Consider the following 21,835-nt stretch of genomic DNA (forward strand, 5'->3'; position numbering starts at 1 on the left):
CCCTTCCCTCCCCGCCTCGCCCAAAAGCTTTGAAGCCGCGCAAAGCGGCCACACCTTCCGGGTGTGGCCCTCGCGGATCAGGTGGCGAAGCTAGGCACCCACCCCGGGACTGCCAACCGCCTCACCGTGGGAAAAACAGTGGAACTGCCCTCCAGAACGTCCACTGGTTGGCAACACCTCCGCCCACGACAGCGGAAGACTTCAGAATTTCGGAATCCGCAACGTCTTGCTGATCATCGCGCTGCCGCTGGCCACGTAGAGCAGCGCCAGCGGGTGCAGCTGGAGCGGACCCAGGTTCCACACCCCGCCCCACAGCGCGTCACCAATGCGGCCCTGCCACGTGGCCACCGCCAGCACCATCACCAGCAGCAGGCTGGTGGGGATGGGGGTGCCCTCGAAGTACTTCACCTTGCCGGTGCCGTCGGACAGCTCCGCGGAGGTGACGTTGAAGCGCGCCAGGCGGCTGATGCCGCACGCGACGAAGTAGAGCAGCGCCGCCACGTCCAGGTTGCCGCGCAGGCCCACCGCGAACGCCAGCGCCGCGGGCGCCATCCCGAAGGAGATGACGTCCGCCAGCGAGTCCAGGTCCGCGCCCAGCGGCGACTTGCGGAAGCGCCACCGCGCGATGCGGCCGTCCGCCACGTCCATCACCAGCGCCACCGGCATCAGGCAGAACGCCACCCACAGCCAGCGCATGTTGCCGGTCGCCAGCGCTTGCATGGCCGCCAGGATGGCTCCGGCCCCGGAGAAGCCGTTGCCGAGCGTGACGAAGTCCGCCAGCACGAAGGTGCGAATCATGGAGAAGTGGCGGCGCTGGCGGCGGGCCGCGGGCGGCGACGAGGGCTCGGGCGTCATGGCTCCCGTGTAACACACACCGTCTTTCCGGCTTTCCCAAACCCACGACGCGACGCATCCGGACGTTTCATCTCCGTGGAAAAGTCAAATCCCAGAAACATTGACCGGCGAATCGCCACCTTCCTAGTCTCCGGGCCGCCATGCCCGAGCACATCCCCGATAATTCTCCTCCTCGCGGAGGGTTCCGTGCTGTCCGGACCCGCCGTCTTTCTTTCTCCCTTCTCGCGTCCCTGGCGCTGGTTGCCAGCACCGGATGTGACGACGACAAAGAGATCGTCGACCCGAACCCGACGCCGTCCGCGCCGAAGTACACGGCGAAGATCAAGCGCACGTCGTACGGCATCCCGCACATCACCGCGGACAACTACGGCAGCCTGGGCTTCGGCCAGGGCTATGCCTTCGCGCAGGACCACGTCTGCACGCTGGCGGACCAGGTCCTGAAGGTGCGCAGCGAGCGCGCCCGCTACCTGGGCCAGGGCACGGGCAACAGGCACGTGGGCTCCGACCTGGCGTACCTGGCCATGGACGTGATGGGGCGCGCGCAGGCGGCCTTCCCCACGCTGTCCCAGGAAGTGCAGGACATGCTCACCGGCTACGCGGCCGGCTACAACAAGTACATCGCGGACACGGCCCCGGAGGCCCTCCCCGCCGAGTGCGCCAAGGCGGCGTGGGTGAAGCCCATCACCCCGGTGGACCTGCTGGCGTACAACACGGACCTGACGCTCATCGCGGGCATCAACGCGCTGGCGCTCACCATCCCTTCCGCCACGCCTCCCACCGTGAGCGCGCAGTCCGTGGACCCGAAGCAGGCCGCGCTGCGCCCCCAGCCGCCCTCGCTGGAGGAGCTCCAGAAGCTGAAGAACGCGGACTTCGGCAGCAACGGCTGGGCCATTGGCGGGGACCGCACCGACAACGGCAAGGGCATGGTGATGGCCAACCCGCACTTCCCCTGGGAAGGCGAGCTGCGCCTCTGGGAGAGCCAGCTCACCGTGCCGGGCCAGATGAACGTCTACGGCGTGGGCCTCATGGGCGTGCCGGCGGTGCTCATCGGCTTCAATGAGAACGTGGGCTGGACGCACACCTTCTCCGCCGGCCAGCGCGCGACCATCTACCAGCTGCAGCTCGTGCCGGGGAAGCCGACCGTCTACAAGTACGGCAACGAAGAGCGCGCCATGACCTCCAAGACCTTCACCATCCTGGTGAAGCTGTCGGAAGGGTCGCTGACGAACTACACGCAGACCGTCTACTTCAGCCACTACGGCCCGATGATGGCCATCCCGGACTCGTCGCTGCCGCAGGGCGTCCCCGCGGGCACGCTCGGCTGGAACAGCCAGACGGCGCTCACGCTGCGCGACGCGAACATCGACAACACCAAGTTCCTGGACCAGTTCCACGGCATGAACAAGGCCAAGTCCCTGGCCGAGTTCAAGGACGTCTACGCCACCCAGCAGGGCCTGCCCTGGGTGAACACGATGTACGCCGACAAGGAGGGCAACGCCTGGTACACGGACGCCACGCCCACGCCCAACCTCACCAAGGACGCGGCCGCGAAGTGGGCCACCGAGGCGACCACGCCCGGACTCACCGTCCCCTACCTCATCTACCAGGCCCTGGGCTTCGTGGCGCTCAACGGCAGCGACCCGGCCAATGAGTGGCAGGTGGAGCCGGGCTCGCGCAGCCCCGGCCTCGTGCCCTTCACCAAGGTGCCGCAGCTGGAGCGCAAGGACTTCGTCTTCAACGCGAACGACAGCTACTGGCTGGCCAACCCCGCCGCGCCCATCACCGGGTTCTCCCCGCTGCATGGCTTCGAGAAGGTGCCCCAGTCGCCGCGCACGCGCATGAACGCCAAGATCCTCACGGAGGTCTCCGCCACCGGCGCCTCCGGTCCGGACGGCAAGTTCACCTTCGAGGAGCTGAAGACGGCCGTGTTCAGCAACCGCAGCAGCATCGAGGAGCTGGTGCGCGCGGGCCTGGTGGAGCGCTGCACGGGCAAGACGACGGTGACCTACAAGGACACCACCGGCAAGGACAACGTCGTGGACATCAGCCAGGCGTGCGCGCTGCTGACCGCCTGGAGCGGCCGCTACGACGTGGACCAGAAGGGCGCGTTCGTGTTCCGCGAGTTCGTGGGCGCCTACCCCAGCCCGCAGCTGTTCAACGCGGGCCCGCTGTTCTCCGTCCCGTTCGACCCGGCCAACCCCATCGCCACGCCCAACACCCTGCCGGCCGCGCCCGCCACGGGTGATGACCCGGTGCTGGTGAAGCTGGCGCAGGCCGTGTTCACCATCAACCGCTCCGGCAACGCGCTGGACAAGACGCTGGGCCAGGTGCAGTTCACCACCCGCGCCGGCGCCCCCATCCCCCTGCAGGGCGGCATGGGCCGCGAGGGCGTCACCAACGTCGTGTCCTTCGGCGTCGCCCGGACCACGGTGTTCGACTTCGCCCAGCCCCACACGGCCACGTACAACACCAACACCCTGCTGGCCAAGGAGGGCTACCCCATCAACAACGGCAGCTCCTTCGTCATGGCGCTCCAGTTCACCGACGCGGGCCCCAACGCCAACGCCGTGCTGAGCTACAGCCAGTCCGGCGACCCGGCCTCCGCGCACTACGCGGACCAGACCCTGCTGTTCTCCCAGAAGCAGTGGCGCCCCATCCTCTTCACGGACGCGCAGATCGCCTCCGACAAGACCGCGGTGGAGACCACCGTCTCCGGCGGGTAGTCCTCACCGCCTGACAGCCTGAAGCCTCTCAAAGGCCCCGGGAGCCGCCGTGCTCCCGGGGCCTTCTTGTTTTCATTGGGATTCACCGTTGAAACTTGTCACAGGGAGCGGAATTCACAGACATGGCCGCCGGCCCCGGCGTCCGGGCCGAGCATCCTCCAGCGGACATCCAAGGGGGCCTCCGAGGCGAACTCACAGTCCGTGACGCCGTCAGTGATGTTCGGATGTGTCGTCTCAAGAATGTCAGCCTTCAGGGCTAGTTTCTTGACCGCGGCTGAAGAGCAGGATGTCCCTCAGGCCCAGGGAGAAAGCCCGGACGCGTACCGACCGGGACGGCCGCTGGGTCCGACACGAAGGAGTCGCGAACGCCATGGCACTTCCGGTCTACAAGACAGACGTCATCGACAAGGTGTTCTTCCTGCGCTGGGACGCTCCACCGACGCCGGAAGAGATTCAAGCGGTGTTCCAGAAGATGCAGGCCGCCTACCAGCAGCACCAGCAGCAGCCGCTGGTGCTCGTCACCATCGCGGGAGCGAAGTCCGCGGTCCCCAACAGCGAGCAGCGCCGGCACCTGTCCAACATGCTGTCGGACGCGCGGGCGCTGTTCTCGGAGATCCACGTCATCATCGAAGGCAACGAACTGCAGCACAACCTCCAGCGCGTCATCGTGTCGGGGATGCTCATCGTCACGCGCACGTATGACGATCAGTTCATCCGCGTGCACAAGAACGCGGACGGCGCGGCGGGCTTCATCGCCCGGCGGCTGGGAGTGGATGGAACGCAGGTGGTGAACGAAGCGCGGTCGCGCGGCGTGGTGATGTAAGTCCCCGGGGGGATTCGGGGGCCCTTCAAAGGGCCCCCGGCCCCGGAATGCAGCGCGCGGGCTTTTTCAGCCCCGGGCGCCCTGCCCCACCGGCCGGACCGGACGGGCGGCGCTGACGGAGCCGCGCACGTAGCGGTGGTCGAAGAGGTCCACGTAGAGGTACTCGGGCCAGGACACCATCGCGCGAGCCCCCAGCATCACGCCCCGCATGATTTCACTCACCATCAGCCCCGCGGCGGTGGTGGCGCCAATCACGCACGTGGGCGCGTGGCCCTTTCCCTGGTAGCAGGCGTCCATGTACTCCTGGAGCATGTAGCTGCCTAGGTGCGGGATGATCTTCGGCAGGTCGATGCGGCCGTCCGGGAGGATGAAGAGTTCCTCGTAGAGCGGCGCGTCCGGCTGGAAGACGTGGAGCGCGGCGCCAAAGCCCAGCATCAGCCCGGTCATGATGGGGATGCCCAGCTGGCGGCACGTCTGGTGGAGCGACTCCTTGGCGCGGGCGCCCGCGATGTCGATGACCTCCACCACGTAGTCCACCGGGGGCAGGCCGCCCAGGCCCTTGAGCACGTCCGCCACGTTGGCGTCGGTGATGCCCTCCTTCACCTTGTGCACGCGCAGGTCCGGATGGATGTCCCGGCACAGGCGCTCCACCACGTCCACCTTGTGCTGGCCCAGGGTGCTTTCGAAGCAGCCAATCTGCCGGTTGATGTTGTGGCGTTCGTAGACGTCGAAGTCCGCGAGCGTCAGGCAGCCGAAGCCCAGGCGCGTCAGGTCCACCGCGCACTGGCCGCCCGCGCCGCCCACGCCGGCGACGAGCACGTGGGTGCTGGCGAGCTTGTCCATGGTCTGCGGGTGGAGGACGCCCAGGTTGCGCTGGAAACGGGGGTTCACGTTCGTCATTGGAAGGGCTCCCTACTTGCGCATGCAGACGTAGAAGTTCTCGCCGTAGTAGTCGTCGCCGTCGGACACCAGCGCCTCGCTGAAGCCCACCTTCTTCAGCAGCTGGACGGCCTGGTCCGTGTCCAGGAAGGTGACCATCTCGTTGGGGTCCGTGGTGAGCTTCTGGGCGCAGGTGCGGTGGTGGTTCACCGCGCGCTGGAGGGACTCCGTCCACCGCCCCTGGGCCTCCCATTCCCGGATGGAGTTCTTCAGCACCTTCTCCAGGTCGGGCCGGGGGCGCTTGTTGCTCGTCATGCACAGCACGCCGCCGGGCTTCAGGTGCGTCCAGGCCTCGCGCAGCACCGCCTCCGGGTCGCGCACGTAGAAGAGGACGTTGTTCATCACCACCGCGTCCGCGCCCCCCTCCACCTCCGGGGGAAACACCGTCACGTCCCCGGGCAAGAGCGTCCAGCGCGCGCGCACGGCCTCCGGCTCCGTCGCGCGGCGGCGCACCGCCAGGGCGAGCATGGCCTGGTTGTTGTCGAAGCCGACGACGCGCTGGCCCCGGCGCACCAGCGGCTCGCTCACCAGCCCCGTGCCACACCCCGCGTCGATGACGTAGGCCCGCTCCCGGGTGTCCCGGAGGATCTTCTCGCGCTGCCGCTGGTAGCACGGCAGCTCGGGGATCATCTGATCGTAGCTGTGCGCGAAGTCATTCCAGATGTTGTCGACAAAGACGGTCTCGGGCATGGGTCCTCCCCCTCGCGGGGAGTCAGGGTGTGGCCTGGAGTTGTCCCCCGCTCCACCCCTCTCGGGCGATTGCCCCGCCGTCTTCCCCTATCATCCAGGACTTGCCTGTTTCAGATGTATGTGTTGGATTGAATGAACAAACACACCCTGGCGGGCCGGCGGGGATGTCCGTTCAGTCGCGGAGGACCCGCGCCATCCGTGGTGCGCATGTCTCAGCATTGAAGTACGCGGGGTGCCGCGTTATTTCACTCGGAGCGCGGCCGGAGCGGCTCTGGGTGGCCTTCACCGATGAAGCCTGCCCTGCGGGGCAACACCAACAAAATCAATGACTTGGGCCCTGGCGCGGAAGGTGCTCTTGGGGAGGCGTGCAGCGGAGGCGCCGGATGTCGTTCCCTGGCGCTTTCCTGCGTGGGGGACCCTCATGCGAGTCGAGGTCGGTATGCGTAGGACGTTGAGCCTGTGGGTGGTGATGGCGTTGTTCGTGGCACTGCGCGCGAATCCGGGGGAAGCGCGTGAAGAGACGTCTCAGGCGGAGCAGTGGACGCGCTCGCTGGTGTCGGCGGGCCTGGCGGCCTCCAGCGTGAAGCGGGAGGCGCTGGCCGGCGGACTGGCGCACTACACCTGGAAGGTGCGGGTGGGGACGGGGAAGTACGACGCCGTCACCGTGCACCGGGTGGTGCGTGAAGCCCGTCCCTGGATTCCGGCGCGCAGCAGCCGGGCCGTGTTCATGGTGCACGGGGACCTGTGGGGCTTCGTGCCCGCGTTCCTCACCAACACGTGCGTGTCCACGATGCCGGAGGACCGCTCGCTGGCGGCGTACCTGGCGAGCCAGGACGTGGACGTGTGGGGCCTGGACCTGCGCTGGGTGGGCGTGCCGGAGGCGGAGACGGACTTCCAGTTCATGGCGAACTGGAGCCTCCAGACGCACGTGAAGGACCTGGGCACGGGCCTGGCGCTGGCGGACGTCGTGCGGCGGCTGTCCGGCAATGGCGGCGAGGGCCGGATGTTCCTGCTGGGCTGGAGCCGGGGCGCCACCATCGGGTACGCGTACCTGGACGGGGAGGCGCAGCGTCCGCGCGCGCTGCGCCGGGTGGACGGCTTCGTGCCCATGGACATGCCGGTGCGCTTCGGGCCGGACGCGGCCCAGCAGCGGCAGTGGGCGTGCGAGCGGTACGAGGCGCTCCAGGCCGCCCGCGACGAGGGCCGCACGGAAGGCGGCCTGCTGGGGCCCGCGCCGGGGACGCCGGTGAAGCTCATTGGCCAGCTGGCGGCGCAGAACCCCAACGCGCCCTCCCCGCTCGCGACGCAGGGGGCCACGGGGCGGCCCCCGCCGACGAACCGGCAGTTCGCGGTCATCGCCGCCGGGGCCACCGCGGCCCTGCTCGCGCCGCTGCAGCCGCTGACGCCGGGCTACCACCTGGCCGGCAGCGTCCCGGACACCGCCGGTCTGCCGAACAAGACGGCCTACACGTCGGAGCCCACCCTGTTCGACTACCTCCGGTTGGCGGTCCCCTACCAGAGCCTCAACGAGGTGGTGGAGACAGAGGCGCAGCTGTGCGGCCTGGACGTGCCCTACGACGACCACCTGAAGGACGTGAAGGTGCCGGTGCTGTACATCGGCGCGGCGGGCGGCGTGGGCCGCTTCGGTGAGTACTCCACGCGCCTGCTGGGCAGCACGGACGTCACCCGCCTCATCGTGCGCAGCCGGCCGGAGGCGGAGCGCGCGCTGGACTTCGGCCACGCGGACCTGTTCCTCGCCCGGGACGCGCGCGTGCGCGTGTGGCAGCCCATCCTCCAGTGGCTGCAGGCCCACTGACGGGACGGGGCGGAGGGAGGGCTACTCCGCCTTCCACAGGCCGTGGCGCCGGGCCCGGCGGCCCAGCGTCACGGGGTCCATGCCCAGGGCCACGGCCGCGCGGCGCAGGACGCCGCCGTGGCGCTCCAGGGCCTCGCGGATGAGGTCGCGCTCCACCTGGTGGAGCCGGGCCCGGAGCGAGCCGTCCCCCGTGGGGTCCGCGCGGGGCACGGTGTTGTTGATGAGCGCGGGCGGCAGCAGGCGCCGGGTGAGCATCTCCCCGGGCCGCGACAGCAGCACCGCCCGCTCCACCACGTTGCGCAGCTCGCGCACGTTGCCCGGCCAGCCGTAGCCGTGCAGCACCTCGTCCGCGTCCGGGGCCACGCCCGTGGCGGAGCGCTTGAGGGTGCGGTTGAACTGCTCCACGAACGTCCGCGCCAGCTCCGGGATGTCCTCCGGGCGCTCGCGCAGGGGCGGGATGTCGATGGTGAAGCTGTTGAGCCGGTAGAAGAGGTCCGCGCGGAAGCGGCCGGTGCGCACCTCCTCCCCCAGGTCCCGGTTGCTCGCGGCCACCACGCGCACGTCCACGTGCCGCACCTGGGTGCCGCCCACCGGGCGGATGTCGCCCGTCTCCAGCACGCGCAGCAGCTTCGCCTGGAGGTTGGGCGTGGTGTTCTCAATCTCGTCCAGGAAGATGGTGCCGCCGTTGGCGAGCACGAAGAGGCCCGGGTGGTCCGACACCGCGCCGGTGAAGGCCCCCTTCACGTGGCCGAACAGCTCGCTCTCCAGCAGCGTCTCCGTGAGCGCGCCGCAGTCCTGCACGACGAGCGGCAGGTCCCCCCGGCCGGAGAGCCGGTGGAGGATGCGCGCCAGCACCTCCTTGCCGGTGCCCGTCTCCCCCTGCAGCAGCACCGCCACCCGGTGGGGGGCCACCAGGCGCACCATCTCCATCACCCGCTGCATGGGCGGACTGCGAAAGCCCACGTCCTCCGCGTGGCGGCCCGGGCCGCCCACCGGGGCCTGGGCCAGCGCGCGCTCGCGCATGAGGTTGCGCTCCAATTCCAGCGCCATGCGCCACTGCTCCGTGCGGAAGCCGTGCTCGCGCCCCGCCTGGAGCACCGCCTCGCGCATGGCGTCCGGGTCCGGCCACGCCCCCAGTGACCGGTAGATGCGGCCGGTGTTGAAGAGCGCCACCAGCCGCTCCGGAGCCGCCGGGGCGCAGTAGACGATGCGCGAGGCCAGGTCGCTGGGCGGCCCCGCGCCCGTGGGATCCACCTCCGCGCGCAACTCCGCCAGGGACTCCACCAGCGCGAGCGCCCGCGACTCGTCCTGGCCGCACACCAGGAGCGCCGCCATGTCACCACGCGTGAGCAGCGCGTGCACGTCCTCCACGGTGGCCGCGAAATGCGGTGTGGCCACGCCGTCCAGGGACTGACGCACCGCGCGTGACTCGTCATCCGAGGCGAAGGCGGCCACCACCTGCAGGTGGGACGTGGACAGGTAGCGCGCCAGCTTCACGCCGTCCGCCGCGTCGAAGGCGCCGAAGCTGATGCCCAGCGCCGCGACCGTGCCCCCGCCACTGGCGGTGTCATGGCGCCAGCGCACCGTGCCATGCACCCGCACGTGGGCGCCGGTGTCCGGCAGCGAGAAGGCCATCTCCACCGGCTCGTTCTCGTGCGGGCCCTCTGAAGGCCGGCGCGGCGTGGCGATGAGCCCGATGCCCGTCTCGCTGATGTTCACGGACCAGCAGCCATGCAGCGCCGGCTGGGTCACGACCTTCACGTACAACGGCTTGCGCTCGCTCCGAGCCACCTGCTCGGACCCGGAGCGCGTCATGGGGTGCGTCACTCGACCGGCCTCATGGCCGCGGCGCGGCGGGCTTCCTGGAAATCCACGGACATTTCGGGAGGGGTTTCTGCCTGATTCTCCCGTCATCGCAAGTCGGCGGCAAAGGGGGTGTCCGCCGGGCACGCCGCAAGTGGACACGGGTCCAAAATGCCCTGCCCGGAACGTGGGCTGGCGCGTCCCCACACCGAACCACAGCCCGCGGTGCGAACAGGCCGTGCTCCGGCGGTACGCATCCCACGCGACGGGCTGTATTGCTCATTCCGGCGGGTTGAAGGTTTTCAACCGGGACGTCTGAAATCAATGTCTGTCTTTCGGATTTGAACCTGCCCAGCATGCAGGCGGGCTCAACGTCGCTTGTGTTCGAAATAGAACTTCGCTATTCCGATTATCACCTTGGAGCACGGCAGGCTTTCCCCCTCTGCCGGATGGAGTACCCGAACACACGTCACGTTGTCTTTCTCCTCCCGTCGACACGGCCCTGTCGAACAGGTCCGGGAGCACGAGAGGGGATTGCCCCGCCGTAAAGCCAGACATCCCCCGGCCATGCCCCGTCTCCTGTCGTTGGAGCATGGCTTTTCATTGCCTGTCCTTTCCCCCTGGGTCAACCCCTTGAAGAAAACCCTCCTCCTGGTTGAAACGTTGTTCGTCCTGAGCGCCGTGGGTTGTGGCGCTCCGGATGGTTCCCTTCCGGTTGAAGACCGCCAGCCGTCGCTCGAGACGTCCGGCGAGGACCTCACCACCACCGGCTGCACACAGCTCACGCCCAGCGGCGTGAAGGCCAGCGGCGACGACGGCGCGGGCAGTGTCGCGGCGAACACGCTGGATGATCAGCTCACCACGCGCTGGAGCAGCCTGGGCAAGGGCCAGTGGATTGACTACGACCTGGGCGCCACCAAGGCCGTGGGCGCGGTGTCGGTGGCCTGGCACGAAGGCGCCACGCGGGCGAACACCTTCACCGTGTCCGTGTCGCCGGACGGCTACACGTATACGCAGGTGTACAGCGGCAAGAGCAAGGGCACGACCACCGCCGCGGAGACGTACAGCTTCACGTCGGTGAGCGCGCGCCGGGTGCGCATCACCGTGCAGGGCAACACCGTCAACGACTGGGCCAGCATCACGGAGGCGCGCCCGTGCTCCGGCACCACGACGACGCCGCCCCCCACCACCCCCAGCGGCATCATCTGGCGGGGCGACTTCGAGTCCGGCGACCGCAGCCAGTGGGACGGCACGCAGATGATGTCGGCGGACCGGCTGCAGGTGATTCCGTCGCCGGTGCGCGAGGGCGGCTTCGCGCTCAAGGCCACGGTGAAGCAGGGCGATGACCCCATCAACTCCAGCGGCAACCGCAATGAGATCTTCAAGCAGACGAAGGAGGCGACGGGCACCGAGTACTGGTACCGCTGGAGCACGCGCTTCGCGCCGGACTTCCCCAGCGTGAACACGTGGCAGCTCTTCACCCAGTGGCACCACGACGGGTGCTGCGGTTCACCGCCGGTGGAGTTCTACGTGTACGGCGAGGAGATGCGGCTCAACATCGGCGGTTCGCCGGGCACCATCGTCTGGCGCACGCCCCTGGTGCGCAACGCGTGGCATGACTTCATCTTCCACGTGAAGTGGTCGCCCAACGCCAGCGTGGGCTTCGTGGAGCTGTACTACGACGGCAACCTGGTGCTGCCCAAGCGCAACATCGCGACGCAGTACACCGGGCAGCTCAACTACCTGAAGATTGGCCTGTACCGGAACGACACCATCGCCCCGGTGGGCGTCGTCTACCACGACGGCTGGGTGATGGGCCGGACGAAGGACGACGTGCTGAACGCCAACTACCAGCTGAAGTGAAACACCGGCCGCGTGCCCCGGTAGGCGCCGGGGCACGCCCCGGGATAGGCTTTCAGGGCCCATCCCGAGGAGCCGTACCATGCGTCTGTGCGCCGCGCTGACCGCCGTATCCCTGCTGGCGTCCTGCACCACGACCTATGCCATTCCCAAGCCGGAGCTGGCGCGGCTGGATGGCTTCAGGGACGACAACGCGGCGCTGTTGAAGGAGCTGGGCGACGTGATGCTCAACCGCCCCAACGAGCGCCATCGCATGGTGCGGGACGTGGAGGGCAAGGCGCACCCGTTCAGCTCGGACACGCCGCTGGCGCTGGCGCGGGTCTCCGCCCAGGCTCAAGCGGAGTTCCAGCGCTTCATCGAAGTGGGCGTGGACGCCGACCGCTTCCGGGGCGTGCCGCTGGAGGGCTCCTCCTCCGGCGCCTCCGCGGCGCCGATCGAGGTGCCCCTGACGGAGGTGGACCACGCCCAGCTGCGCGAGTTCAGCCTGGGCAAGACGCTGCTGCTCACGGGCACCATCGGCGTCGTGTTGATGGGGTCGCTGGTGGCGGTGAGCATGCTCTTCAAGCCCACCACCGGCTCGGAAGATGACCGCCCGGGCGGCGTCATCGACCTGGGTCCCCAGCCCCGGGCGATCCCGGCGTCCTACTGACGCTGTTCGCTAGCGCGCGTCCGTGCGCTGGCGCAGCAGCCCTTCCTGGGCCACGGAGGCCACCAGCCGCCCGTCCCGGGTGAAGACGTGCCCGCGCGCCAGGCCGCGCGCGTTGCCGGCCCAGGGACTTTCGATGCTGTAGAGCAGCCAGTCGTTGACCTTCAGGTCGCCGTGGAACCACAGCGCGTGGTCCAGGCTGGCCATCTGGAAGCCCGGCTGGAGAAACGTCTGAGCGTGCGGCTGGAGCGCGGTGCCCAGCAGGTTGAAGTCGCTGGCGTACGCGAGCACGTACCGGTGCACCTGGGGCTCGTCCGGCATCGTCCCGTCGGCGCGGAACCAGACGTGCTTCACGGGCGGCTGGGCGGTGGGCTCGAAGGGGTCCACGTACGTCACCGGGCGCATTTCAATGGGCTTGGCGGAGAGGAACTTCTCCCGGTGCCGCTCCGACATCCGGCCCGCGTGGCGCCCCAGCAGCTCCAGGTCCGTGGGCAGGGATTCCGGCGGCGGCACGTCCGGCATGGTGGCCTGGTGCGTGAAGCCCGGCTCGTCACCCTGGAAGGACGCCATCAGCGTGAAGATGGGCTGCCCCTTCTGGATGGCCACCACGCGGCGGGTGGTGAAGCTGCCGCCGTCGCGCACGCGGTCCACGGTGTAGACGACGGGCAGGCCCGCATCCCCGGGACGCAGGAAGTAGCCGTGCAGCGAGTGCACCGTGCGCTGCGCCTCCACCGTCTGGCTGGCGGCGGACACGGACTGCCCCAGCACCTGCCCTCCGAAGAGCTGACGGAAGCCCAGGTCCTGGCTGGCGCCACGGAACAGGTTCTCCTCGATGGGCTCCAGCTTCAGGAGCCCCAACAGCTCGTCCAGCACCCGGCTCATGTACGTCCTCCCGTTTTGACGCACCTCGTCTCTACCCCAGCCCCGGGCCCCGGCGCGCGGGCCAATGTAGAGTGCGGCGCCTTTCTCCTCTGGAGGAGCCCATGGCCCCGCTTTCCCTGCCAGATGCCTTCCGGCGGCACCCGGCGGCCTGGGCCATGGCGGCCACGTTCGCGGCCAGCCTGCTCTTGCGCGGGCTGTATCTGGCGGGTTCGCCGGACCGGGACTGGCCCTTCTCCGTCTTCTTCGCGGGCGACGCGCGCTTCTTCCACACCGCCGCGGTGGACCTGGCGCGGGGCCGCGTGAGCCCGGCCGCCCTGCCCTACCACCCGCCCCTGTTCCCCGCGCTGTTGGGCTTCCTGTACCGGGTGATGGGAGCGCCCCAGGGCAGCGCGCTGCCGTACAAGCTGGCGCTCGCCTGTGTGGGGGCGGCCACGGTGGCCTTCTGTCAGGGCTTCTGGCGGCGCCTCCTGGGGTCAGCGTGGAGCCTGGTGGCGGCGGGGCTGTACGCCACGAGCTTCGGGTGGCTGGTGCTGTCCACCACGTACAGCAATGAAACACTGTCCGCGCTGTGGCTGTGTTTCACCTGCGCGCTGGTGCTGCGCATGGGTGGCGGGGTGCCGTCCTGGGCGCCGGTGCTGGGATTGGGCGCGGTGATGGGGTTGGGCACCCTCACCCGCGCGGAGCACCTGGGGCTGTGGCCCTTCCTGCTGGCGTATGCGTGGACCGCGCGCGAGCGCACCGGCGGCTGGAAGCCATGGGCCCTGCGCTGGGGCGCGGCGGTGGGCGTGTCCCTGCTGCTGCTCGTCCCTTCCGCGCTGCGCAACCTGGACACGATGCGCGAGCTGAACGCGCGGGCGCCGCACCTGGAGCCGCTGCCGGAGTGGGTGCCCGTCACCGTGTACGGGCCGCTCAACTTCGCGATGGCGAACCACGCGGGCGCCACCGGAGGCTTCACCCCGGCGCTGATCAACCAGGGCGGCAACAACGGCCAACTGGATGCGTCCCGCCCGGAGCACCGGCGCCTGCTGCTGCACGGCTACGCGGAGGGGCTGCGCTGGATGGTGGACGCGCCCGGGGACGCGGCCCGGCTCCTGTGGACGAAGCTGGACCTGTGGCTGGACGGCCTGCGCCTGGGCGTGGGCGTGTCGGACGTGCCCGGGGGCCTCACCGGAGAGCGCGCCCCGGTGGACGTGTTCGTCCCCGACGCCGGGTGGCTCAAATGGCCCCTGGCGGCGCTGCTCCTCGCCGGGATGCTGCTGTCGCTCAAGCCCGCGCACGCGCCCTTCCGGCTGCTGTCGCTGGTGGTGCTGCACCGGGTGCTCGTCACGCTCGCCTTCTTCGGCTACGCGCGCGGACTGCTCGTCGTCTTCCCCGCGCTCCTGCCGCTGCTGGTCCTGCCGCTGAAGGTCCTGGGCGAGCGCCACGCGGCCGTGGCCCGGAGGCTGCCCGCGCTCGCCGGGGCGCTGCTGCTGCTGCTGTGGGCGGAGGCCGCGTACGTCGCCACGCGCGAGACGCCCCGGCGCTTCATGGCCAGCGGCACCACCGACGCGGTGAACGGGAAGCTCATCCAGGACGACCGCGTCCGGCTCTGGCCCCAACCCTGAGCAGAAGCCCGGATGGAATACTGCGAGCGGATCAAAACGCTCCGCGAGTGGAATACCGGCCAGTGAACACTGCAAGTTCCTGATTTCGCTCTATTTCTTTAAATTCGAAGTTACTCAGGAATAACCGCAATTCATTTTTAAAAAGGGCCTGACCTAAGCAGGAGGCGCTCCGCCCCGGAGCCCGCCGGTCCCGTCCGGCGGCATCACCCGAGGAGACGTCCATGCGCCCCCTGCGGTCAGCGTTGTGTTGTCTTGCCCTCCTGGTGTCGTCCACGACGTACGCATTCCAACCTGCCCAGCCCGCGCAGCAGGGCGCGGTGGCGAAGAAGGCCTTCTTCAAGCCGGACCTGTACCTGCCCATCCAGAACGTGCCGCTGGAGAAGGCCCGCTCGTTGATGCCGCGCGCGGGCGCGGACAAGTGGGCGGGGTTCGTCACCCGCTTCGGCGGCAACGTGCAGGTGTACCTGGATCCGCTGTCCGGCATGCCCACGGGCATCCAGGGCAGCTTCCCGCTCATCCCCGGTGACGGCTTCCGCAACAACATCACCCTCGATGGCGTCCGGCAGGGCCTGGGCCGCTCGGTGGGCAGCGTGGACGAGTCGGTGGTGGGCGAGCTCGTCTTCAAGTTCGTCGCGGACCACCAGGACGCCATTGGCGTGGACCTGCTGCAGCTGGGCGCGCCGCGCGTGACGCAGGTGTCGGATTCGCTGTGGCAGGTGCACATCCCGCAGGTGGTGAACGGCGTGCCGGTGCGGCACGGCCGGCTGGCGGCCACCATCAGCCACGGCAACCTCGTCCTCCTGGGTACGGAGGCGTGGTCCAACGTGGCCATCGACCTGAAGCCCCGGTTCAGCGCGTCGCAGGCGCTGACGGCGGGCAGCACGTTCCTGGGCCAGACGCTGTCGCCCACCAGCCTGTGGCAGCCGCCCACGCTGGAGGTGGCGCCCTTCGCGCGCACGGGCGCGGCCTTCGGCCAGGGCTATGGCCACTCGCTGGTGTGGAGCTACGGCTTCTCCAACGCCGGTGAGAGCGAGCGCTGGAAGGTGACGGTGGACGCGAACTCCGGCGAGGTGCTCGCCGTGGAGGACGACAACCACTACTTCGACGCGCAGGTGAAGGGTGGCGTGTACCCGTCCACCAACATCGGCACCTGCACGTCGAAGGAGACGTGCGGCACGATGCAGCCCAACTCCCCCATGCCGTGGGCGAACACCGGCTTCGCGTCGCCCAACAACTTCACCGACGGCGCGGGCATCTACAACTACAGCTCTGGCACGGTCAACACGACGCTCGCGGGCAAGTACGTGAAGATCGCCGACAGCTGCGGCGCCATCAACGTGAGCTCCGCCACGGGCACGCTGGACCTGGGCGGCGTGAACAACGACCACGACTGCACGGTGCCCGCGGGCACGTCCGCCGGCAACACGCCGGCGGCGCGCTCCAGCTTCTATGAGCTGAACAAGATCAAGGAGGTGGCCCGCGGCTGGCTGCCCTCCAACACCTGGCTGCAGGGCCAGCTCACGTCCAACGTGAACCTGGCCAGCACGTGCAACGCGTTCTGGAACGGCAGCACCGTGAACTTCTACAAGTCCGGTGGCGGCTGCCGGAACACCGGTGAGATTGGCGCGGTGTTCGACCACGAGTGGGGCCACGGCATGGACAACTTCGACGCCAACGGCTCGCTCTCCAACTCCAGCGAAGGCTACGCGGACATCGCGGGCATCCTGCGCCTGCAGACGTCCTGCGTGGGCTACGGCTTCTTCCAGACGACGAACACGGGCTGCGGCCTCACGCCGGACGGCACGGGCTACAACCAGCAGGAGGCCCAGGTCGCGGGCCAGTCGTGGTGCAACCTGCGCTGCTCCGGCGTGCGCGACGCGGACTGGGCGGCGAGCGCGCCGAACATCCCGGCCACCCCGCAGAACTTCACCTGCCCGATGTGCTCGTCCGGCTCCGGCCCGTGCAGCAAGCAGGTGCACTGCGCCGCGTCCCCCGTGCGTCAGGCTGCGTGGGACCTGGTGACGCGCGACCTCACCGCCGCGCCCTTCAACTACAACTCCAACGACGCGTTCCTGCTGGGCAACAAGCTCTTCTACCAGGGCTCCGGCAACATCGGCACGTGGCACGCCTGCAACTGCACCGCCGGCACGTCCGACGGCTGCGGCGCGACGAACGGCTACATGCAGTGGCTGGCCGCGGACGACGACAACGGCAACCTGGCGGACGGCACGCCGCACATGACGGCCATCTACGCCGCCTACAACCGCCACAACATCGCCTGCTCCACGCCCGCGCCCACCAACGGCGGCTGCGCGGCGGGCCCCACGGCGGCCCCCACCACCACGGCCACCCCGGGCGACAGCCAGGTGAGCCTGTCGTGGACGGCGTCCGCGGGCGCCAACCAGTACTGGGTGATGAAGACGGAGGGCTTCGCGGGCTGTGACTTCGGCAAGGCGCGCGTCGCCACCGTCACCGGCACCAGCTACACGGACCCGGAGGTCGCCAACGGCCGCCAGTACTGCTACTCGGTCGTCCCCGCGAGCAGCAACGCGTGCTTCGGCCAGGCGTCCGCCTGCACCTGCACCACGCCCACCTGCGCGGCGCCCGGCGCGCCCACGCTGTCCACCCCCTCCTCCGGCGCCACCGGCGTGGAGCTGCTCGCGGTGCTGGACTGGGCGGACGTGACGGGCGTGTCCGGCTACGAGGTCCAGGTGGCCACCGACAGCGCGTTCACCAACGTGGTGCGCAGCGCGAACTCGCTGGTCGCCAGCACCTGGACGGTGTCCCCGGGCCTGACGGCCAACACGGCCTACTACTGGCGCGTGCGCGCGCTCAACTCGTGCGGCGGCACCAGTGCCTGGACCGCGGCGAGCAGCTTCACCACGCGCGGCTGCGTGAACCTGGCGGCCCCCACGCTGACGGCCCCCGCCAACGCGGCCACGGGCGTCGCCCTGGCCCCGGCGCTGGACTGGTCCGACGTGACGAACGCGTCCGCGTATGACGTGCAGGTGGCCACCGACAGCGCGTTCACCAACGTGGTGCGCAGCGCCACCGGCCTGTCCTCGAGCGCGTGGAACGTGACGCCCGGCCTGTCCAACCTCACGTCGTACTACTGGCGTGCGCGGGCCACCGACAGCTGCGGCGCGAGCGCGTACAGCTCCGCCTTCAGCTTCACCACCACCAACGTGTGCACGCCCACCGTGGCCACGTACAACGCGAACCTGCGCACCCCCGCCTGCGGCTCCGTGTGCGGCTGCGACACCGGCCCCACGCTGGTCAACGGGCGCGGCACGTTGTCCGGCGGCGTGGAACCCAACCAGCCCAACACGCTGGGCGGCACCTGCGCGGACGGCTCCACCGGCACCTACCACTCGGATGAGAGCATCGACCGCATCGTGCTCAAGACGGTGGACCAGGGCATCATCACCCCGGGCAAGCAGCTCACCGTGGACGTGACGGTGTGGTGCTACGGCACCAGCGACCAGCTGGACCTGTACTACTCGACGAACACCGCCACGCCGTCGTGGACGGCCATCAGCACCGGCCAGGCCTGCACCGCGGTGGGGCTGAAGACGTTCTCCTTCCCCGTCACCGTGGGCGCCACCACCGGCCAGCACGCCGTGCGCGCGCAGTTCCGCTTCAGCAGCACCGCCACCAGCGCGTGCGTGTCCGGCAGCTACAACGACCGTGACGACCTGGTGTTCAGCGTCAGCTCCGCGGTGGCCGCCAACCCCACCGCCCCGTCCGCGAAGCAGGTGCGGGGCCGGGCCCTGACGGCGCGCTAGTTCCACCGCGCGTCCCGCCGTTCCATGGGGGCTCCCGGGTCATCCCGGGGGCCCCCGTGCCTTTTCTGGGCCTCACCAGGTGAACACGACGGACGGCGCCGAGCGCTTCGCCGGCCCGTGGTGGACCATCTCGATGTTGTTGCCGTCCGGATCCAGCACGAAGGCCGCGTAGTAACCCGGGTGGTACTGGCGCTCTCCGGGCGCCCCGTTGTCGCGGCCTCCCGCGGCCAGCGCCGCCTGGTGGAAGCGGTGCACCATCTCCCGGTCCTTCGCCTGGAAGGCCAGGTGCACGCGCGCGGTGGGTTCGCGGTCGTTGCTGAGGAAGAGCTCGTCCGCGGCGAGGTGCCGCTCACTCTCGTTGAAGACCGGGATGCCCAGCACCTCCAGCACCGCGCGGTAGAAGCGCTTGCTCGCCTCCAGGTCCCGGACCTGGAGGTGAACGTGGTCGAACATGCGGCCGTGGTGCAGTTCCATGGTCTGCCTCCCGTGATTTCGCTGTTGCGTGTCTGTCCAACAACCAGCGGACCGGCGACCTTCAGAACGGCAATTCCCGCATGTCAAGGCGCACCCGCCCGGGAAGTCGCGAAAGCGGCAACAACCCTCCACAAAAGCGCGGGCACCTGGCGGCGGGACGACGCAGCTTCATGCGATAGTCCGCGCCACTTCGCTGTTCTTGCCTTCAGGAGGGTGCCGCGATGTTCATCGAAATCATCGTCCTGCCCCGTGAAGACGACGACCGGTCCCCGAAGCGTCGCCCGGCCAGGGCCTCCGCCAAGGCGTCCCCCCCGGCTCCGGAGAAACGCGGCCGGGCGGAGCTGGCCCAGGCGTGGCGTGACGAGGGCAAGGCCTTCCACGGCGCCGTCCTGGAGTTCATCAAGGCCCAGCACCTGCTGGGCGCGGTGAAGTGGATGAGCGAGCCGGGCCTGCTGCCCCAGGTGACGCTCGTCGCCTCGGACCGCGTGCTGGAGAAGCTCCAGTCGGAGCCCCGCTTCGCGGCTGGCCGCTCGCTGTCCATGACCCTGCAGACCTGAAGTCCCGCCGCCCCCCTTCACGGCGGCCTCCCCTTCCCCACTTTCTCGAAACCTGTTCGTGACACCGCGTGAGCCCTTCCGCGGTGCGCCGTGGCGTGGCCCGGGTGCGTCATCGTTGGCGGAAAAACCTGTCTCATCCTGTTTCACGATGCTGTCCGCCTTGACGGCCTCGTCTTGAATTCCACAGGATGCGCCCCCAACCCACGAGGTCTGGACACCCGGTCCGGACCGGACGTGGAAAGTCCCCGCCGTGCCTCCCGTCAGTGCGCCCCTCGCCTGGAATCGGAGCGGAACATGCGTTTGAAGAGATTGGCCCCCGTCGTCGTGTCGCTGTGTTGCGCCACCGCTTCCGCCGAACAGCCGCGTGACAAGGAGGTCTACATCACCATCGGTTCGGAGGCGGTGACGACGGTGCGCTCGTCGTTCCGCGCTTCGGCCGGGCCCGCGCCCACGCTGGTGCGCGAGGCGAACGGGGTGAGCGTGCTCAAGCTCACCGAGTCGCAGCTGGGCGACGTGTCCTCCATCATGCATGACCAGTATCACCGCTGCGCGGGCTTCATGGCGCACGACACGCAGGAGGCGGCGCTCGCGGCGCTCACGCCCACGCAGCCCACGCAGTCGCTGGTGAGCTACACGCTGGACAACGCGGCGGTGGTCAACGGGCTGTTCTCCGGCCTGCAGGAGGCCAGCCTCCGCGGCACCATCACCCAGCTGGCCAGCTACACGAACCGCTACTACAACAACTCCACGGGCGGCACGCAGGCGGCCAGCTGGCTGAAGAGCGCCTGGGAGTCCTACGCCACCGGCCGCAGCGACGTGAGCGTGCAGCTGTACACGCACTCGGGCTGGACCCAGCCCTCCGTCATCGCGACCATCACCGGCACCGTCTACCCGGACGAGGTGGTGGTGATTGGCGGCCACCTGGACTCCATCAACATCACCGTCGGCTCCTCCAGCCGGCCCACCGCGACGGCGCCGGGCGCGGATGACGACGCCTCCGGTGTCGCCACGCTGTCGGAGGTGTTCCGCGTGGCCATGGCGAAGGGCTACAAGCCGGCGCGCACGGTGAAGTTCATGGCGTACGCGGCGGAAGAGGTGGGCCTGTACGGCTCGCAGGCCATCGCGCAGGCGTACAAGACCGCGGGCACCAACGTGGTGGGCGTGCTCCAGCTGGACATGACCAACTACCGCGGCTCCACGTGGGAGGTGACGCTCGTCACGGACAACACCAACGCGGCGCAGAACACGTTCCTGGGCAACCTCATCGACACGTACACGGGCTACACGCGCACCAACATCACGTGCGGCTACGGGTGCTCGGACCACGCGTCGTGGACCGCGCAGGGCTACCCGGCGTCCATCCCGTTCGAAGCGCAGATGAACAACGACAACCCCAACATCCACACGGCCAACGACACGCTGGCCAACAGCACGAACGGCGACGCCAGCAACGCGCTGAAGTTCGCGCGCATCGGCGCCGCGTACCTGGCGGAGCTGGGCAAGGGCACCCTCCCGGGCCAGCCCTCGGACACCACGGCCCCCACCGTGGCGCTCACCGCCCCGGCGAGCGGCGCGACGGTGAACGGCACCACCAGCATCACCGCGACGGCCAGCGACAACGTGGGCATCAGCAAGGTGGAGTTCCTGGTGGATGGCGCGGTGAAGGGCACGGTCTTCTCCTCGCCGTACAGCTACGCGTGGGACAGCCGCACGGTGGCCAACGGCAGCCACACGGTGACGGCGAAGGCGCACGACAGCGCGGGCAACAACACCACCGCGACGGCGCGCACGGTGACGGTGGCCAACGTGTCCACGTCCGGCACCTACGACACCACGCTCAAGACGGTGCGGTGCACGGCGGCGGCGGCCACCTGCGACAGCGGCACGCTCTTCAACGGCCGCGGCTCCATGGGCCCGGAGGTGAACACGCCCAACACGCTGCGCGGCACGTGCGGCGACGGCAGCGAAGGCACCTACCGGAGCGATGAGTCCGTGGAGGCCGTCAAGGTGTCCACCGTGGACGGCTCCAACTTCGCCGCGGGCAAGCAGGTGAAGGTGGAGGCCACGGTCTGGGCCTACGCCAGCCCGTCGTCGGACCGGCTGGACCTGTACTACACGGCCAACGCCACCGCGACGACGCCCGTCTGGACGCTGCTCACCACCCTCACCCCGGCGGCCGCGGGCTCCCAGACGCTGTCCACCACGTACACGCTGCCCTCCGGCACCGCCCAGGCCGTGCGCGCGCAGTTCCGCTACGGCACCGGCAGCCCGGGCAGCGCGTGCGTCTCCAACAGCTACAACGACCGCGACGACCTGGTGTTCGCCGTCCAGTGAGCCTCACGGCGGTGACGTGAATTGAAGCGGAGGGGATCCGGGGC

At 69.4% G+C, this 21,835-nt stretch carries 15 protein-coding genes; 9 read left to right on the forward strand and 6 right to left on the reverse strand.

Annotated elements, in window-relative coordinates; genetic code table 11:
* Positions 1 to 201: 201 nt before the first annotated feature.
* Positions 202 to 855, reverse strand: a complete 654-nt coding sequence (locus D7X32_RS19440) for a CDP-alcohol phosphatidyltransferase family protein (RefSeq protein ID WP_120604063.1) — start codon at positions 853 to 855, stop codon at positions 202 to 204.
* 140 nt (positions 856 to 995) lie between these two features.
* Here D7X32_RS19440 and D7X32_RS19445 point away from each other — a divergent pair, with 140 nt between their 5' ends.
* On the forward strand, positions 996 to 3,578 hold the full coding sequence (locus tag D7X32_RS19445) for an acylase (RefSeq protein ID WP_120604064.1): 2,583 nt from the start codon (positions 996 to 998) through the stop codon (positions 3,576 to 3,578).
* Positions 3,579 to 3,948: 370 nt separating this feature from the next.
* Positions 3,949 to 4,401: a DofA protein gene (locus D7X32_RS19450; RefSeq protein ID WP_120530077.1), complete on the forward strand. Its 453-nt coding sequence runs from the start codon at positions 3,949 to 3,951 to the stop codon at positions 4,399 to 4,401.
* A 66-nt stretch (positions 4,402 to 4,467) separates the two neighbouring features.
* Here the strand turns inward: D7X32_RS19450 and D7X32_RS19455 are convergent, their stop codons facing one another.
* Together D7X32_RS19455 and D7X32_RS19460 are read right to left on the reverse strand one after the other, a co-directional pair.
* Positions 4,468 to 5,301 (reverse strand): ThiF family adenylyltransferase, encoded by an 834-nt coding sequence (locus D7X32_RS19455; protein ID WP_120604065.1) that lies wholly within the window; start codon positions 5,299 to 5,301, stop codon positions 4,468 to 4,470.
* 12 nt (positions 5,302 to 5,313) lie between these two features.
* A complete protein-coding gene (locus tag D7X32_RS19460; RefSeq protein ID WP_120604066.1) occupies positions 5,314 to 6,030 on the reverse strand; it encodes a class I SAM-dependent DNA methyltransferase in 717 nt (238 codons plus the stop codon).
* A 439-nt stretch (positions 6,031 to 6,469) separates the two neighbouring features.
* Between D7X32_RS19460 and D7X32_RS47560 the strand changes: the two genes are divergently transcribed.
* On the forward strand, positions 6,470 to 7,846 hold the full coding sequence (locus tag D7X32_RS47560; RefSeq protein ID WP_120604067.1) for an alpha/beta fold hydrolase: 1,377 nt from the start codon (positions 6,470 to 6,472) through the stop codon (positions 7,844 to 7,846).
* Between the two features lie 21 nt (positions 7,847 to 7,867).
* Here the strand turns inward: D7X32_RS47560 and D7X32_RS19470 are convergent, their stop codons facing one another.
* Positions 7,868 to 9,661 carry a sigma 54-interacting transcriptional regulator gene (locus tag D7X32_RS19470; protein WP_120604068.1) on the reverse strand — a complete coding sequence of 598 codons (1,794 nt, stop codon included), beginning with the start codon at positions 9,659 to 9,661 and terminating at the stop codon, positions 7,868 to 7,870.
* Between the two features lie 621 nt (positions 9,662 to 10,282).
* Here D7X32_RS19470 and D7X32_RS19475 point away from each other — a divergent pair.
* Complete coding sequence (locus D7X32_RS19475; RefSeq protein ID WP_120604069.1) at positions 10,283 to 11,512, forward strand: heparin lyase I family protein; 1,230 nt, start codon at positions 10,283 to 10,285, stop codon at positions 11,510 to 11,512.
* Between the two features lie 79 nt (positions 11,513 to 11,591).
* Positions 11,592 to 12,158, forward strand: coding sequence for a hypothetical protein (locus D7X32_RS19480; protein WP_120604070.1), 567 nt, complete (start codon positions 11,592 to 11,594; stop codon positions 12,156 to 12,158).
* Between the two features lie 9 nt (positions 12,159 to 12,167).
* Here the strand turns inward: D7X32_RS19480 and tesB are convergent, their stop codons facing one another.
* Positions 12,168 to 13,037, reverse strand: coding sequence for an acyl-CoA thioesterase II (gene tesB, locus D7X32_RS19485; protein WP_120604071.1), 870 nt, complete (start codon positions 13,035 to 13,037; stop codon positions 12,168 to 12,170).
* A gap of 101 nt (positions 13,038 to 13,138) precedes the next feature.
* Between tesB and D7X32_RS19490 the strand changes: the two genes are divergently transcribed.
* Positions 13,139 to 14,641: an ArnT family glycosyltransferase gene (locus tag D7X32_RS19490; RefSeq protein ID WP_120604072.1), complete on the forward strand. Its 1,503-nt coding sequence runs from the start codon at positions 13,139 to 13,141 to the stop codon at positions 14,639 to 14,641.
* A gap of 221 nt (positions 14,642 to 14,862) precedes the next feature.
* Positions 14,863 to 18,426 (forward strand): glycoside hydrolase family 78 protein, encoded by a 3,564-nt coding sequence (locus D7X32_RS19495; RefSeq protein ID WP_120604073.1) that lies wholly within the window; start codon positions 14,863 to 14,865, stop codon positions 18,424 to 18,426.
* A 72-nt stretch (positions 18,427 to 18,498) separates the two neighbouring features.
* Here D7X32_RS19495 and D7X32_RS19500 read toward each other — a convergent pair whose 3' ends face one another.
* Positions 18,499 to 18,900, reverse strand: a complete 402-nt coding sequence (locus D7X32_RS19500) for a VOC family protein (RefSeq protein WP_120604074.1) — start codon at positions 18,898 to 18,900, stop codon at positions 18,499 to 18,501.
* A gap of 221 nt (positions 18,901 to 19,121) precedes the next feature.
* Here D7X32_RS19500 and D7X32_RS19505 point away from each other — a divergent pair, with 221 nt between their 5' ends.
* The gene (locus D7X32_RS19505; RefSeq protein ID WP_120604075.1) at positions 19,122 to 19,457 is read left to right on the forward strand and encodes a hypothetical protein; all 336 of its coding nucleotides are present in this window, start codon (positions 19,122 to 19,124) and stop codon (positions 19,455 to 19,457) included.
* A gap of 294 nt (positions 19,458 to 19,751) precedes the next feature.
* Positions 19,752 to 21,791 carry a M20/M25/M40 family metallo-hydrolase gene (locus D7X32_RS19510; protein WP_120604076.1) on the forward strand — a complete coding sequence of 680 codons (2,040 nt, stop codon included), beginning with the start codon at positions 19,752 to 19,754 and terminating at the stop codon, positions 21,789 to 21,791.
* The last annotated feature ends 44 nt before the right edge of the window (positions 21,792 to 21,835 follow it).

Origin of the sequence: Corallococcus carmarthensis, assembly GCF_003611695.1 — a bacterium.
Taxonomy (GTDB): Bacteria; Myxococcota; Myxococcia; order Myxococcales; family Myxococcaceae; genus Corallococcus; species Corallococcus carmarthensis.